This window comes from Streptomyces sp. NPDC039423 (assembly GCF_055598725.1).
This window is the reverse complement of sequence record NZ_JBVKAH010000003.1, coordinates 37,255-50,477: the sequence shown is the minus strand read 5'-3', so window position 1 is coordinate 50,477 and position 13,223 is coordinate 37,255. Positions and strand designations below refer to the sequence as shown.

Annotated in this window: 13 protein-coding genes and 4 pseudogenes; 8 read left to right on the top strand and 9 right to left on the bottom strand. The window is 69.7% G+C overall.

Translation table 11 applies throughout. The annotated features are described in order from the left end of the window. Nucleotides 1-118: 118 nt before the first annotated feature. The 3 genes and pseudogenes from ACZ7LK_RS10835 to ACZ7LK_RS10825 all read left to right on the top strand — a co-directional run bounded on the left by ACZ7LK_RS10835 (nucleotide 119) and on the right by ACZ7LK_RS10825 (nucleotide 1,971). Complete coding sequence (locus ACZ7LK_RS10835) at nucleotides 119-637, top strand: helix-turn-helix domain-containing protein (protein ID WP_392273202.1); 519 nt, start codon at nucleotides 119-121, stop codon at nucleotides 635-637. A gap of 171 nt (nucleotides 638-808) precedes the next feature. Next, nucleotides 809-1,660: pseudogene (locus ACZ7LK_RS10830) on the top strand (SDR family oxidoreductase); the annotation flags it as partial. Between the two features lie 65 nt (nucleotides 1,661-1,725). Then, entirely contained in the window at nucleotides 1,726-1,971 is a 246-nt protein-coding gene (locus ACZ7LK_RS10825; protein ID WP_471140675.1) for a hypothetical protein, read from the top strand. Here ACZ7LK_RS10825 and ACZ7LK_RS10820 read toward each other — a convergent pair. After that, a pseudogene (locus tag ACZ7LK_RS10820) lies at nucleotides 1,968-2,414 on the bottom strand (glycosyltransferase family 2 protein); the annotation flags it as partial. The gene ACZ7LK_RS10825 and the pseudogene ACZ7LK_RS10820 overlap by 4 nt on opposite strands. On the opposite strand from ACZ7LK_RS10820, the pseudogene ACZ7LK_RS10815 reads away from it, so the two are divergent. Further along, nucleotides 2,385-2,462 (top strand): annotated as a pseudogene (locus tag ACZ7LK_RS10815) (hypothetical protein); the annotation flags it as partial. The pseudogenes ACZ7LK_RS10820 and ACZ7LK_RS10815 sit on opposite strands and share 30 nt — an antisense overlap. Before the next feature lie 31 nt (nucleotides 2,463-2,493). Here the strand turns inward: ACZ7LK_RS10815 and ACZ7LK_RS10810 are convergent. Continuing rightward, nucleotides 2,494-2,886 carry a hypothetical protein gene (locus ACZ7LK_RS10810; RefSeq protein WP_471140672.1) on the bottom strand — a complete coding sequence of 131 codons (393 nt, stop codon included), beginning with the start codon at nucleotides 2,884-2,886 and terminating at the stop codon, nucleotides 2,494-2,496. On the opposite strand from ACZ7LK_RS10810, the gene ACZ7LK_RS10805 reads away from it, so the two are divergent. Continuing rightward, entirely contained in the window at nucleotides 2,795-3,016 is a 222-nt protein-coding gene (locus ACZ7LK_RS10805; protein WP_471140603.1) for a hypothetical protein, read from the top strand. The genes ACZ7LK_RS10810 and ACZ7LK_RS10805 overlap by 92 nt on opposite strands. A 256-nt stretch (nucleotides 3,017-3,272) precedes the next feature. On the opposite strand, the gene ACZ7LK_RS10800 is transcribed toward ACZ7LK_RS10805, so the two are convergent. Beyond that, on the bottom strand, nucleotides 3,273-3,494 hold the full coding sequence (locus tag ACZ7LK_RS10800; RefSeq protein ID WP_392273205.1) for a hypothetical protein: 222 nt from the start codon (nucleotides 3,492-3,494) through the stop codon (nucleotides 3,273-3,275). Nucleotides 3,495-4,007: 513 nt separating this feature from the next. Between ACZ7LK_RS10800 and ACZ7LK_RS10795 the strand changes: the two genes are divergently transcribed. Further along, the gene (locus ACZ7LK_RS10795) at nucleotides 4,008-4,244 is read left to right on the top strand and encodes a hypothetical protein (protein WP_471140669.1); all 237 of its coding nucleotides are present in this window, start codon (nucleotides 4,008-4,010) and stop codon (nucleotides 4,242-4,244) included. Here the strand turns inward: ACZ7LK_RS10795 and ACZ7LK_RS10790 are convergent. The 5 genes from ACZ7LK_RS10790 to ACZ7LK_RS10770 form a co-directional block, all read right to left on the bottom strand. After that, a complete protein-coding gene (locus ACZ7LK_RS10790) occupies nucleotides 4,132-4,617 on the bottom strand; it encodes a transposase (protein WP_471140601.1) in 486 nt (161 codons plus the stop codon). The two genes, ACZ7LK_RS10795 and ACZ7LK_RS10790, sit on opposite strands and share 113 nt — an antisense overlap. A gap of 17 nt (nucleotides 4,618-4,634) precedes the next feature. After that, nucleotides 4,635-5,393: a helix-turn-helix domain-containing protein gene (locus tag ACZ7LK_RS10785; RefSeq protein WP_471139682.1), complete on the bottom strand. Its 759-nt coding sequence runs from the start codon at nucleotides 5,391-5,393 to the stop codon at nucleotides 4,635-4,637. A 140-nt stretch (nucleotides 5,394-5,533) separates the two neighbouring features. Beyond that, on the bottom strand, nucleotides 5,534-6,451 hold the full coding sequence (locus ACZ7LK_RS10780) for an RNA polymerase sigma-70 factor (RefSeq protein ID WP_392273209.1): 918 nt from the start codon (nucleotides 6,449-6,451) through the stop codon (nucleotides 5,534-5,536). Beyond that, entirely contained in the window at nucleotides 6,448-7,641 is a 1,194-nt protein-coding gene (locus tag ACZ7LK_RS10775) for an NAD(P)/FAD-dependent oxidoreductase (RefSeq protein WP_392273210.1), read from the bottom strand. Before ACZ7LK_RS10775 ends, ACZ7LK_RS10780 begins: the two co-directional genes overlap by 4 nt. Nucleotides 7,642-8,162: 521 nt before the next feature. Further along, nucleotides 8,163-8,915, bottom strand: coding sequence for a hypothetical protein (locus ACZ7LK_RS10770; RefSeq protein WP_471139679.1), 753 nt, complete (start codon nucleotides 8,913-8,915; stop codon nucleotides 8,163-8,165). 1,126 nt (nucleotides 8,916-10,041) lie between these two features. Between ACZ7LK_RS10770 and ACZ7LK_RS10765 the strand changes: the two genes are divergently transcribed. Both ACZ7LK_RS10765 and ACZ7LK_RS10760 read left to right on the top strand, forming a co-directional pair. Next, nucleotides 10,042-10,536, top strand: coding sequence for an RNA polymerase sigma factor (locus ACZ7LK_RS10765; RefSeq protein WP_471139676.1), 495 nt, complete (start codon nucleotides 10,042-10,044; stop codon nucleotides 10,534-10,536). Then, a complete protein-coding gene (locus ACZ7LK_RS10760) occupies nucleotides 10,533-11,243 on the top strand; it encodes a hypothetical protein (RefSeq protein ID WP_471139674.1) in 711 nt (236 codons plus the stop codon). Before ACZ7LK_RS10765 ends, ACZ7LK_RS10760 begins: the two co-directional genes overlap by 4 nt. A 557-nt stretch (nucleotides 11,244-11,800) precedes the next feature. Here the strand turns inward: ACZ7LK_RS10760 and ACZ7LK_RS10755 are convergent. Next, nucleotides 11,801-13,215: pseudogene (locus ACZ7LK_RS10755) on the bottom strand (IS1182 family transposase). Nucleotides 13,216-13,223: the final 8 nt, after the last annotated feature.

Below are 13,223 nucleotides of genomic sequence, written 5' to 3'. Positions count from 1 at the left end.
CTCCTCCATTCAACGTCGCACCGTCGTGCGTTCCATATACGGAACGTTCTGTGTGTGGAACGATAGATCCCTCAAGAGGCTTGGATCAACCGGCCTCTGCAGACGGGAAGGGGACTTCATGGATCTGGCCGCCAGTGTCGGCTTGCGCTTGCGGGAGTTGCGCGAGGCGCAGGGGATGTCACTGTCCGAGCTGGCGCGCAGGTCCAAGATCGGTAAGGGGACGCTCTCCGAACTGGAGAGCGGCCGGCGCAACCCCACTCTGGAAACGCTCTACGCTCTTACGACAGCGCTCAAGGTGCCTCTGAGTACCGTTCTGCACGATCTCGCGTCTCCCGCCAAGATCTCCGGTCACGCCGTCGAAGCCGTCCTTATTGAGCGGTTCGAGGCTGATACCTCCGTTACGGAGACCTACCGGGTTCGCATCCGCTCCGGAGCGACGCAGGAGTCCGCCGCTCATTCTTCGGGTACGACGGAGCACATCATCGTCTTTGCCGGCATGGCGCGCGTCGGTGGGCTCACCGACTCTGTCCTGGTCGGCCCGGGCATGCACGGCAGTTGGGCCGCTGATGTCCCGCACCTTTATCAGGCACCCGCTGGAGACGTCGAGGCCCTGCTGATCGTGTGCTACCCGCAGTGATGCGCCATCGGTACCGCTGGGCCGACTGCGGTCAGCGCCTGCTGCCGCCGGGCGCGAGGAGGCTGGTGATCTCGGCGATCGCCTCCGACGAGGGATGGAAGTTCGTGCCGACGTTCTCCGGCTTCTTGTGTCGGGCTTCCCTCCTCCTGCCTTGTCGCGGGCCGTTGACTGATGCTCACCCGCCCGGTGCTCGCGGGGCCGGGCCCGTCACGAGATCCACCCGAACCTCGTTGCTGGAGGCATCGTGCATCACCGCTCAGATCTCGCCGTCCTCTCCGGTGCCACCGTGCTGGTGACCGGTGGCGCGGGACTCATCGGCTCCCGCATCAGCACCCAACTGCGGAGCCTCGGGGCCCGCCCGGTGTCCTTGTGCGCCATGAACGCCTACCCCGACCACGTGTACGCCGACCTCTTCGACGTCCACTCCTCGGACCCGGACACGGTCCTGGGCGACGTCCGGGACGCGCCCTGGTCCGCAAGGTCGTCGCCGAAGCGGACTACGTCATCCATGCCGCCGCCCTGGCGGACGTCGCCGCGTGCACCCGCGAGCCGCTGGCCGCGATCGACACCAACGTCGCTGGCACCCAGACCGTCCTGGATGCCGTGGCCGCTACCGACCGCGTGCGCCGCTTGGTGTTCGTCTCCTCCGCCAGCTTCTACGGCGACGGCAACCCTGAGGAGACCGACAGCCCTGTCCTGCTGACCATGCGGCAGTTGCTGGAGTCCGTCCACGGCCGGATCCCGCCCCAGTTCCACGAGTTCACCCGCATGCGGCCCAAGTCCGTCTACGGCAACGCCAAGGCGTGGGGCGAGGAACAGACTGCTCTGGTCCTGGGCCAGGTCGGCACCTCGTACGCGATCGTCCGGTACTTCTCCGTCTACGGCGAACCGCAGACCATCAAGCAGAACTCCCACTCCTGGGTCGTGGCTTGGTTCGCCGCCCGCGCCCACCTGGGCCTTCTTCTGCACCTGAACGGCGGAGGCCACCAGGTGCGGGACCTGGTCCACGTTGACGACGTCGCCGAGGGCACCCTGCGCGCCCTGATCGGCCCGAGGGCGCACACCGAGACGGTGAACATCGGCACCGCGTGCCCACCACCGTGCGCAAGGTCGCCGAGCTGGTGCAGCGCCACTATCCGCACACGGCGTTCCTGGACACGCCGCTGCCGGCCGGTGACCCGCTGGGCGGGTACGCGGCCGTCCGGAAGATGGAGAACGTCCTGGGCTGGAAGCCGAAGGTCAGCGTCGCGGAAGGCGTCGACCGCTACGTGAAGTGGCTCCGCAGCACCCCGGCCGCCGCGCCGGACTGGCTGCGGCAGGCCGCCGCGGTCTAGATGACCGGGGGGCGGCCCAGCCGGGTCAGCCGCCATACGGTGCGCCAGTGCACAGGGCGGCGCGGGCCGCCGGAGGTCCTGGCACCTTCGGCGAAACCGCCGAACCAGGCCCGCACACCGGCGAGCGGCCGCGTGCGGGCCACGGTCAGGCCGATCCACACCCCGAGGTAGAGGGGGACGAGCGGCGCGGGAAGGTGCGGTTTGGCCAGCCAGACCCGGTTGCGGGCCGTCATCCGGTAGTAGACCGCGTGCCGTGCCGGGGACGTTCTGGGGTGCTGGAGGACCAGCTCCGGCTTGTACAGGACGTCCCAGCCCCGGTCGATGGCCCGCCAGGCCAGGTCGGACTCCTCGTGGGTGAAGAAGAAGGCATCCGGCCAGCTGCCGGTCCTCTCTAGCATCCGCATCGACAAGGCGTGCCCGCCGCCCAGGAACGTGGTCGCATCCACCCCTCCGCCTACATCCACCCCTCGGCAATCATCGGCGACGACGTGATCATCGGCCCCGACGTCAAGGTCCACGAATTCACCACCGTCCGCAAGGGCAGCCTCCTGTGCGGGCGCCCAGGTCGACTTCAACTACGAAGTCACCGCCGCCTTGGTCGGAGAAGACGCCGTTCTGGGATGCCGGATCGGCATCGACCGGACCATCCTCGGCGCCCGGACCCATCTCTCCGCCAACGTCACCGTCGCCGCCATCAACATGACCACCGACATGCGCACACCCGACCGGGAAGTCATCACGTTGTACCACGACCGGCCTGTACCGAACGGGCACGACCCAGTTCGGGGCCGTGATCGGCGACGACACCCAGACCGGCAACAACATCAGCATCGGCCCCGGCGCGGCGATCGGCCGATGCTGCCAGATCGCCAGCGGCGTCACCCTGGCCATCCGCACCATCCCGGACAACTGCATCGTCACCTCCCCGCACACAGCCGCCGGTCTGGGGATCCGTCACCCCTGTGATGATCGGCGTCGCAGAGCCCCGGTCCCGCGTTCTGGAGCGGGGCCCAGGCACGTTCCACGGGCCCACCACCCGCCGTAGCGCGCCGGAGATCCGGGCACTGGGAACCGACTTCTGTCGCCCCCTGCCCGCAGTGTGGTGATGTCGCGGTGCTGGGCGGCTTGGGTGAGACGGGCTGCGGGGCGCTCCCGGGAGAGAGCGCGCCGCGGGGTGCGTGTCTGGCGTCGTACGGCGAGGCACGTACCGGCCTCGGTGAGGAGGGCGAGAGCCGCGGCGAGGAGGTACGGGTGGGGCGCGGCTCTCACCTCCCTCGGGTGCCGTGAGCGGGGGTGGGGTCTCATCGGGGTGGGCCGCTGGTGTCGTACAGCGGGGCCAGCAGGCGGTAGGTGTCGGCGACGAGCCTCTCGGCCTCGACCACCAGCGGCGGCGCAGGCTCTGGGAGGTACGGCACGGGCCGCTGGCGGGGGCGGCGCTTGCGCCACCGGGACTCGGCCCACGCGTACAGGCCGGACGCGCACATGAGGATGGGGATGAGCAGGGCCAGCAGAATGTCGCGCACGGCGGGGACTCCTTGGTGGTGGTGGGCCCCGCGCTGGTGTGGGCGGGGTCGGGTGAACAGGTCTTTTGGCCGGCCAGCGGGCGGTTCGCCCGGATGACCTCGGTACGGGCCTTGTCCGCGGTCGCGTTGCCGGCCAACGTCGACTGCTCGTAGCGGCGTCGGCCGGCGTACAGCTCGGCGTACAGCGGACTGTCGTAGCCGGACAGCAGGATGGTTGCCGTGCACGAGTGCAGCGCGGCCGCGAGCTCCTGGTGCTCGTCGTCGTTCGTCATCTCGCACCGGTAGTTGCGGCCCCAGCCGCGCGTCGACCCCAGGTACGGCGGGTCGACGTACAGCAGGACCTTCGGCTGTGCGCCGTACTCGCCGATTAGGTCCAGGGCGGGCAGACACTCCAGGGACACGCCCATCAGCCGCTCGGCGGCCGCCGCGAGACGGTCGCGGTAGCCGTCGAGGTAGCCGGGCCGACCAGGCACACCCGGTCAGAAGGGCTCCGCCCAGCGCGGGGTGGGCTGGGTGTACACCTCCAAGAGCTCGACGACCAAGGGGCACACCTACTACGCCCGCTGGCTCTACCAGAAGCCCGGCAAGCCGATGAAGGCCGCGACGAGCTGGACCAAGGGCCGGACGGTCGGCGACTTCAACGAGGTCTCCTGGGGCAGGGACGGACACACGGGCCCGCAGTTCCCCAGGAACACGAAGGTCTGCATCCAGTACAAAGGCGCCGCCAAGCTGTGCCGCACCCTGGGCTAGCCTGCTCCGGCCATCCCCGCCGGGCGACGGCGGTGTGCAGGTCGATCCTGGCCAGCAGATCGTCCAGGTCGGAGGCAGTGAACTTCCACTGGAACGGCTGTGCCGTGGCGTTGTAGCGGTCTTCGAAGGCTCGGAGCCGGTCCCCGACCTGGGCAAGGTCGGTGAAGCCGTTGGGCGCCACGACTTTGCGCTGCACGACGGAGAAGAAGATCTCCACCTGGTTCAGCCAGGAGGCGTGCACCGGGGTGTGGACCAGCACGGCGTTCGGGAACGCGGCGACAATGCGGTCCGCTGCGGCCTTGCCGCAGTGGGAGGAGCCGTTGTCGACGATCCAAAGCACGCGCTTCGCGCTCGCGTAGGGCTCCTGGCTCATGACTTGGGCGACCAGGGTCATGAACGGGCTATGCCGGTGGTGGCTTTGCAGCGGCCGAACACTGTGGCCTGGTGGACGTCGAAGGCGGCCAGGTAGGCCAGTGCGCCGCCGCGCCCGTACGTGTGGTTGACCCGCATCGCTCTCGCCTGGCCGGGCACGAGGCTGGGGTGGCAGCGGCAGAGGGCCTGGATGGAGGTCTTTTCGTCCGCGCTGATCACGTACTCGTCCACGCCGAGCGGCTCGCCGTCCCAGGTGCGGCCGTACAGATCCAGGACCCGGGCCGCCTTGGGCCGGAAGTCCGGGTCGGTGATGAAGATCCACGAGCGGTGCTGCCAGGGTTTGATCGCGTCCTGGTCGAGCCAGCGGCGCACGGTGGAGGCCGACAGGAAGGGTGCGATGCCGCGCTCGACGGCCTCGCGGGCCAGTTCCGGGCACGACCAGCGCGACAGCGGCGCGCCGGCCTCGGCGGGAAGCTGGCAGGCCAGCGCCTTGACCTCGGCGACCTGCACGGGGGTGAAGTGGGCGGGACGTCCGGTGCGCTTGCGATCGGCCAGTCCCGGCAGGCCCGGGTTGGCGAACCGGCCCCGCCACGTGCGCACGGTGTCCACGTGCACTCCGACCTCGACGGCATTGCGCGCGTTGGACCTGCCCCGAGCCGCCCGGAGCACGATCTGCGCCCGCGCCCGGTGCTCGGTCTTGTGGCCCCAGGCGGCCTTCTTCAACCTGTGCCGCTCGGCGGCGCTCAGGACTATCGGGCGCGCGGTGGCAACAGGCAAGGCAGTGCCGATCAGCAGAAGTGGATCACGAACGGCCGCAGCCTGCCGCATCCGCTTTCCCCCTGGGCCCGGCCCGTGCTAGGGCAGCGGGCCCTGGCGCTCACGGGGATTCCGGCGGGCGTCGATATCGAGCGGGCGGCTCAGGAGAGTTCGTGCCGAGTGCCGTCGGCGACGGCGTGGAGCTTGTCGGGGTTGGCCACGTTGTGGATGGTCGAGACGCGGCCTTCCGGGTCGAAGTCGAAGGTCAGCGTGGCGATCACGCGGTCCGGGCCGCGGAAGACCACGCCCGGGCCGCCGTTGATCCAGGTGAGCTCTGCCCGCATCTGCCCAGGCCCGATGCCCTGGTAGGTCACGGTGCCGAGCGCGGCGAACCAACGGGCCACGGTCTCCAGGCCGACGACCGGCTTGAGGGCCTGGCGGACCTTGCCGCCGCCATCGGTCCACAGCGTCACGTCCGGGGAGAGCAGCTCCATGAGGATGTTGATGTCGCCGCCCGTCACCGCAGCGAAGAAACGCTCGGTGACGTCGCGTTGGCGGGCGCGGTCCGCGGTGAAACGAGGTCGGCGGGCCTGGACGTGCTCGCGGGCACGGTGCGCGGCCTGCCGGACCGCCGGCTCCGAGCGTTCCACCGCGTCCGCGATCTCCGCGTAGCTGAAGGCGAAGACCTCCTTCAACACGAAGACCGCGCGCTCCAGGGGGCTCAGCGTCTCCAGGACGACCAGCAGGGCCATGGAGACCGAGTCCGCCATGGCGACGCCGTCGGCGGTGTCCGGGCCGGTGAGGATCGGCTCGGGCAGCCAGGGCCCGACGTATGTCTCGCGCTGGTGGCGGGTCGAACGGAGCCGCTCCATCGACAGGTTGGAGACGATCCGGGTCAGGTAGGCCTTGGAGTCGGCGACCTGGGAACGGTCAGCCGCCGACCACTTGAGCCAGGCGTCCTGGACCACGTCCTCGGCGTCGGCGGCGGAGCCGAGGATGCGGTAGGCGACGGAGAAAAGCAGGGTGCGGTACTGCTGGAAGGCGAGCTGGTCGGGGCTGGTCTGCTGCGGCTGGGTCACTTGGCGCTCCGTGTCCGGGTGTAGCGGCCGCCGTGCGGCCAGAACGCACCTGAGGCAGGCATCTTCTTCATGCGGGCGAAGGTCGGCCACGGCGCGGCGGTGACCGTCTCCTTGTACTTCGCGGCTCGCTGGCCGGTCAGCACGAGCCGGCGCGGACTGTCGTCGGGGTGGGTGAACTGAACGACGGCGTCATTGCGGCCCAGGCTGACGGGTGTGTGGTAGTAGCCGAAGCGGAAGGGCTTGGGCTCCTTGCCGGCCAGCACCCGTAGGATCGAGAGGGCCGCGTGCACACCGGTGGGCATACCGCCCTGGCAGGTCCCGTGCATCACGCCGTAGCCCTGACGGATCGCCGCCGCGTCGCCCACGGCGTAGACCTCCGGGTGGGAGACCGAGCGCAGCGCACTGTCAGTGACCACACGGCCGCGCTCGTCGACGGTCAGGCCCGCGGCGGCAGCCAACGGCGAGACGCGAGTGCCGCTGGTCCACAGCACCGCGGCCGCCGGGATGCCGGAGCCGTCCGCGAGCTCGACGCTGTCCGGCAGCACCTTGGCCACCTCGACGCCGCTGAGCACCCGCACGCCGACCCGGGCGAGCGCCGCGTCCAGGTAGGCTTTGGCCTTCGGGTGCATGCTCGCGCCCGGCTCCTGCCGACCCAGCAGCACCACCTGGAGCTCTGGGTGCCGCTCGGCGATCTCCGCGGCGGCCTCGACACCGGTGAGGCCGCTGCCGCCGACCACGACGGTCCCGCCGTCGAGCCGGGTCAGCCGGTCAGCGAGGAAGCCGGCGTCCTGCGGGCTGTTGAGGGTGTAGGCGTGGTCGTCCACGCCGGGGACGGCGACGGTGTCCGCGATGCTGCCCAGGCCGTAGACCAGGGTGTCGTAGCGCAGGACCCGGTCGTCGTCGATCCGGACGGTCTTCGCCTCGGCGTCCACGGCTGTGACCCAGCCGCGGACGAAGGCGGCGCCGGTGCCGTCCAACAGCTCCGGGATGTTCATCTCGGCCGTCTCCTGGCCGGTGGCGGTCATGTGCAGTCGGAGCCGCTCGGTGAAGTTGACGTAGGGGTTGACCAGCGTCACTCGCAGGTTCCCACGCTTCCTGGTACGGGCCGCGAGCTGGATCGCGGCCGAGAGCCCGGCGTAGCCGGCACCCAGGACCAGGACCTCGTGCTGCTGCGCTGCTGTCGCATTCATCGCTCTGCCATCTCTATTCGTGTCGGTTGTTCCCGCCGTGCGGACGACCACCAGACGCAAGCTGCCCTTCCGTTCGTGACATGGAGCTGATGCGACCTGCGTCACATCGCGAAGAGAGAACGGGCGCGCGGCGTCAGCACCCCAAGCGCCGTGACGCAGCATTCAACCATGATCGAACTGGCCCCGCGCGGGAACTGACGAGCCAACAGGAGCCGCAGGTCAGCGGCAGGGCTTGGTGCTTCCACGCCGCCCGCGAGCACGACCGCCTCTACACCACCCCCCGACCAGCAGAACTACGTCCTCACCGCTTGATCGCGAGCTTCACTCGAAGCGAACCGCACCCGGATCGCCGATCGCCATCGCCTCGATACCTGAACGGCGGCGCCCACGACCAGCTCCGGCGTCAACCCCCGAGGGACCTCCGAAGCCGACCACTAAGATCCGCCCGTCGGCGAGCACAGGATGGGCGGGATCGAGGTGATCGCGATCAGCTAGCCCGCGTGCCCGAACCGGCGGCTTACTCAACCGTGACCGCACACCCTGAGCATCGTTCCCTGGGCGTGACCACCCATAGAACCCTTACAGGACTCCGCGGCGGGGCCCCTGATGTGGGCGGGCACGATGCGGTCCTGGTGTTCGCATGTGCCGTCAGCGTGGGCGCGGGGGTTCATGCACATGTTGCGCCGGTCGGGGCGTATGGGCCAGCGGCAGGACCATTGCGGGGCGTGGCGGCCGGTGGAGCTGGCTGCGTCCTGTTCGGTGGCCGCCGAGCTGGGCCGGTGGGCGGAGTGGACGTTGATGATCCGCACCGTGGAGTTCTTGGTGATGCCGTCGCGGCGGTCACACTTGCGGCCGGCGCGGTCGCGCGGCACTGCTTCGACCTGGGTGAGCTGGGACGTGCCGGTCTGGGCCATTAGCTGCCAGGCGGTGTAGACGACCTGGGCCCATTCCTTGGCGGTGTCCGGTTCCGGCTCGTCGAACGGCACGCCGTACAGCAGCACGGTCTCGTTGTCCCAGCTCAACGGCGTGAGGCAGGGGCCGCCGGTCTGGACGTCGCCAGCGGTCATGGTCGTGGTGTCCGGCCGACTATCGACGACCGTGTCGGGGGATATGCCGTCGGACGCGCTGCCGGTGGGGGCGTAGAAGGTGAGCCACACGCCGTTGAACTGGGGCGGGATGTCGTCCAGGGCGCCTTGCTCGCGCTGGTTGTACCAGCGCACGACCGGTCCGCCGGTTACCTCGACGTCGTCGGGCGCCCACTCGCCCCAGCTCACCGCGACGATCGGTGTGGTGATCGTGGTGCGCGCCGTCGCGGCCCATGGAGGTGCCCACCAGCACCTCGGCGACGTCCTGGGTGTAGCCGCCGATCGGCTCGGCGAACACCATGAACCCGTACGGGGGCGGGCAGCCTCGACTCCCTGACTGATTCGGTGGGCGGGCTGGCGGCTGCGGCGAGTGCGAGCGAGGTCATGTCGGCGCTTGCGCAGTACAGGGTGGCTTCGGACAGGCGGCGCTGCTCGGAGCGCGACAGCAGGACCGAGGCGACCGCGCCGGGGGAGGCGTCCATCCCGGGCACGGTGGGGAGTACGGCGGTGTGCCCGGCGTTAACGGTCTGGGCGAGCATCTGCCTGCCCGCCTTGCTGCGGATGTCGTTACGCAGCTGTGCGCGCCCCTCGGCGACTTCGCGGGGTGCCGGCGGTGTCCATGCTGGGCTGGCCAGCCTGGCGGGGGTCGGGGTAGCCATGAGCGCGGAACGTAATATCAAAGAAGCGCTCCGTACCACCACGGTAGCCAACGGCCGCACTGCGCGCCCTGCCGTCCACCCCCGGAGGCCAGCCCCGCCATGGCGGCCACCGACCCGACCCCGCCTCCGCCACGCCCGCTCCAATCGGCCGGCTGCCGCCGTTCGATCGAGGCACACAGCCAGGCCGCGCCGCCGTCCCGCGTGGCCCCGGTCATCGCACAGGCGGTGGAGCGGCAGACCGCCGCGCCGCGCCCACTGACCCGCCGCGCGCTCCCCGAGCGCGACGACGTCCCGGACGACGCCATCGCCAACTCGGCGGTCAGAGCCCCGAGTTTGGCGAAATTCACTCGATAGTGGCGAGAAGTCGCTCACACATCGGGAGTGTCATTTTGTGACGTCGATCACGCAGTGAATGTAGATCATGCCATTGAGTGACTATCTGCACAGATCAGAGGGGCGCTGGCCACTCTAGTGATCACTTTGAGCTTCGGAGTGACCGTACCGCGTGAAATTTGTGGGGCCGAGCGTGCGTGTTCGGCCGATTGGGCCGGTTGAGTGATCCCCAGCGGTGCCCCGGGAGCCGCCCTTTCCGTCAGCCCTCAACGAAGAGGACCGAAGAGACCCCATGACCCGACGACGTTTCTGAGGACGGCCGCGTGCCTGTGGCCGAGGAGGCCCCGCTCCAGCTCCCACTGGAGTTCGAGGCCCACTACCTCACCAACCAGGAGACGTTCCACGACTTTGCGCTGAAGATCCTGCTGACCAACGACCGGGCGGAGAAGGCCGTCCACCGCGCCTACGTGGAGATCCGCACCTGCTGGGACACCCTGCTCACCGAACCCGACCTGCAGACACAGACCTGGCAGATCCTGCGCCGCGCCATCATTGATGAACTGATCGGCGGCTACCGCGAGGAACTCGCCGCGCGCGACAGCGGCATCGGCCTGTACCCGGCCCTCGCAAAGCTGCCCCCGCGCCAGTTCGACGCGATCGTCCTGCGCTACGTCGGCGGGTACGACACCAAGAAGATCGCCTGGTACATGGGCCTCACACCCAGCACCGTCACTCACCACATCCGCAAGGCCCAAGAGCGCCTCGCTCCCATCCACCGCCGCGCCACGCGGCCGATCAAGAAGGAGGACGCCCAGTGAGCGATACCTGGGAACAGCTCTTCGCCGACGCCGACAACGCCGTCTGCGAACCCCGCCGCGCCTTCGATGTCGGCGCCGGGCTGCGCCGCATCGCCCGCGACACCGCCCACCTCCCGTCCCCCGATCCGGCACCCATTGGCGGCCACCCCAGCGCCCGGCGCCGACTCGGCGTCATGACCCGGGTAGTAGTCACCCAGGCCGGGGCGGCCGCCCACATGGAGGAACTGACCGCGCTACTCGGCGGCGACGCCACCGTCGCGCAGTTCGACGGCTGGACCGACGGCGTCGACATCGACGGCGTCCACGTCTTCGCGTGCATGCTCTACCTCGCCCACCACCCCGAAAGCGCCCGCTTCTGGTGGCGCTTCGCCGCCGGCGCCGGCTCCAGCGGCGCGGCGTACTGTCTCTACCTCGACCACCTTGCTCTCGGCGATGAGCGTGAGGCGAAATTCTGGAAGCGGCAGGTGACCGCTCTGTTCTGCCCGGATGCGCCCCGGGGTCGCGAAGTCGACACTCAGGCCTTCCTCAAGGCGCTGGAGCACTTCACGAACGACTCCGCTCGCCGCAACGCCAGCAGGGCAGTCCTGACCGGCGGACTGGAGGCCGACGTCGACCAGCTGGCCGACCGTCACACCGCCGACGGACTGGTCTGCCGCCCCGACGCCCGCCTGACCGACCGCATCCACGAACTCGCCGGCCGCCCCTGAAACGCAGAATTCCGGCGGGGGGGCCGAAGGTTCCTAGGCCGCCCAGCCCCCGCCGGACCACACACCAGCGCCCCGAAGAACGGAGCATCTACCGGGAAGACTAACCGTCGCACCCGCATATGGGAGACGACCCCGCGAATCCGCCGCGGCCGCCACTGGATCGCCCGCCGACGCACCGCCCTGATCTCCAGCGCCCTGCGCGGCGCCGCCTACGCCACCGGCGGCGGCATCGTCGGTCTCGGCTTCTACCTGCTCCAGCAGCAGATCTGACTCCGGCAGACCCCCGGTCCGTCAGACGCGCGGCGGTCCGCAACCTCTGGGTGCAGCCCGCCGCCCGTCTGCAGGCGTCAACCATGGTGCTGCGACGCCGCCCATCCCGGTGATCTCCAGCCCTTAAACCTCTCGGGGTGGCTAGGAGCGTGTCTCCGTAACGGGCAACTGACCGGGTGGTCGCGACCGGCCGGATCGCTCGCGGTCGCCGGCCGGTGTCCTTGGGCGATCGGTGGCCGGTCCTGGCGGTCCGGAAATCGGCCCGATAGGGCCGGTGGCCGCGCCGGTCAGGCGATCGCCGCGGCGAGTCCTGCGGTTCCCGCGTGCCGGAAGGCTTTGCGGAAGTTGTGGCAGGCGGCCAGCAGCAGCCATTCTCCTCGGGCTCCGTCCTCGCCGCGCAGGAGTAGCCGGCGGCCGTTGTGGCAGGTCATGATCTGGCCGAAGACGGGCTCGACGATCGCTTTCCGGCGGGCGTAGGCGGCCTTGCCGGATTTCGTCCGGAGCTTGCGGGCCATGCGTTCCTTCAGCGTGGCGTTCTTGGGGATACGTCCGCGTGGTGCGGGCGGGACCTGCTCGTCGTGGGCGAGTCGACCGGTGGCCATGAACGTGTCCGTGTCGCAGGCCAGTTGGCGCTCTCGTGCGGCCTCGAGATTGGTCTCGGAGCAGTAGCCGGCATCGACCAGGGCCTGCTTGGGGTGGACGCCGGTGTTCTGCGCGGACTGGTCGAGCATCGTGGTGTAGTTCCGCGCGTCCGAAGGATCGGCCGTCACGTCGGCGGCGATGATGACCTGATGCTCTTCATCGACGACGGCCTGGGCGTTGTAGGCCTGGATGTAGGCGCCGTCGCTGTTCTTCATGATCCGCGAGTCGGGGTCGGTGAAATGGGCCTGGGCCTTGGGCTTGCGCCGCGACTTGGCTGCTGCCTGATCGCCCGCGTCGGCGACGGCCCGCTCGTCGCCGGTGCCGGCACGCTCCTGCCGGCGGCGTTCTTTGTCCTCGGCATGGCGGCGGCCTCGGCTTCGATCTGTGCGCGGGTGGCCTGCAGCTTCGCCAGACGCTTCTCACGCCGGTCCAGCTCGGCTGGCAGGTCCGCTTCCTTGCCGTCACGGCCGAAGGTCTCGTCCTCGGCCGTGTCGGCGGCTTCTGCGTCGGCCAGCAGGCCCTGGGCCTTGGCCTCCAGCTGGGCGATCTCGGCCTCGATGCGTTCTTCTTTGTCGACCAAGCGGCCGTAGCTCATCGCCTTGTGCTTGGAGGCGCTGGCTTCCAGTTTCGTGCCGTCCAGCGCGACGCGGCCCATCTTGACCATGCCGAGCTTGGTCGCGAGGTGCAGCGACTGGGTGAACAGGCCGGCGAGTGCGTCGAGATGGCGACGGCGGAACCGGGCGATCGAGCGGAAGTCCGGTTCCTGGCCAACGGCCAGGAACCGGAACGCGACGTCGTCGGCCAGGCGGCGCTCGATCGCCCGGGAGGAGCGGACGCCGGTGGTGTAGCCGTAGATCAGCAGACGCACCATGAGCCGCGGATCGTAGGGCGGGTAGCCGCGTTTTTCGGTGTGGTCGGCCAGGACCGGCGAGAGGTCGAGCACTTCGTCGACCAGGTCGGCGACGAACCGGGCCAGATGCCCCTCGAGCAGCCAGTCCTCCAGCGACGGCGGGAGCAGCAGCATCTGATCGGGGACGAACGCCCGGAAGGTCTTCTTCACCGCCACCG

Coding starts and splice junctions, on each gene's coding strand:
- ACZ7LK_RS10835 (WP_392273202.1), top strand. CDS start 119: ATGGATCTGGCCGCCAGTGTCGGCTTGCGCTTGCGGGAGTTGCGCGAG.
- ACZ7LK_RS10810 (WP_471140672.1), bottom strand. CDS start 2,886: ATGCAGTTGTCCGGGATGGTGCGGATGGCCAGGGTGACGCCGCTGGCG.
- ACZ7LK_RS10790 (WP_471140601.1), bottom strand. CDS start 4,617: ATGAGCCAGGAGCCCTACGCGAGCGCGAAGCGCGTGCTTTGGATCGTC.
- ACZ7LK_RS10775 (WP_392273210.1), bottom strand. CDS start 7,641: ATGAATGCGACAGCAGCGCAGCAGCACGAGGTCCTGGTCCTGGGTGCC.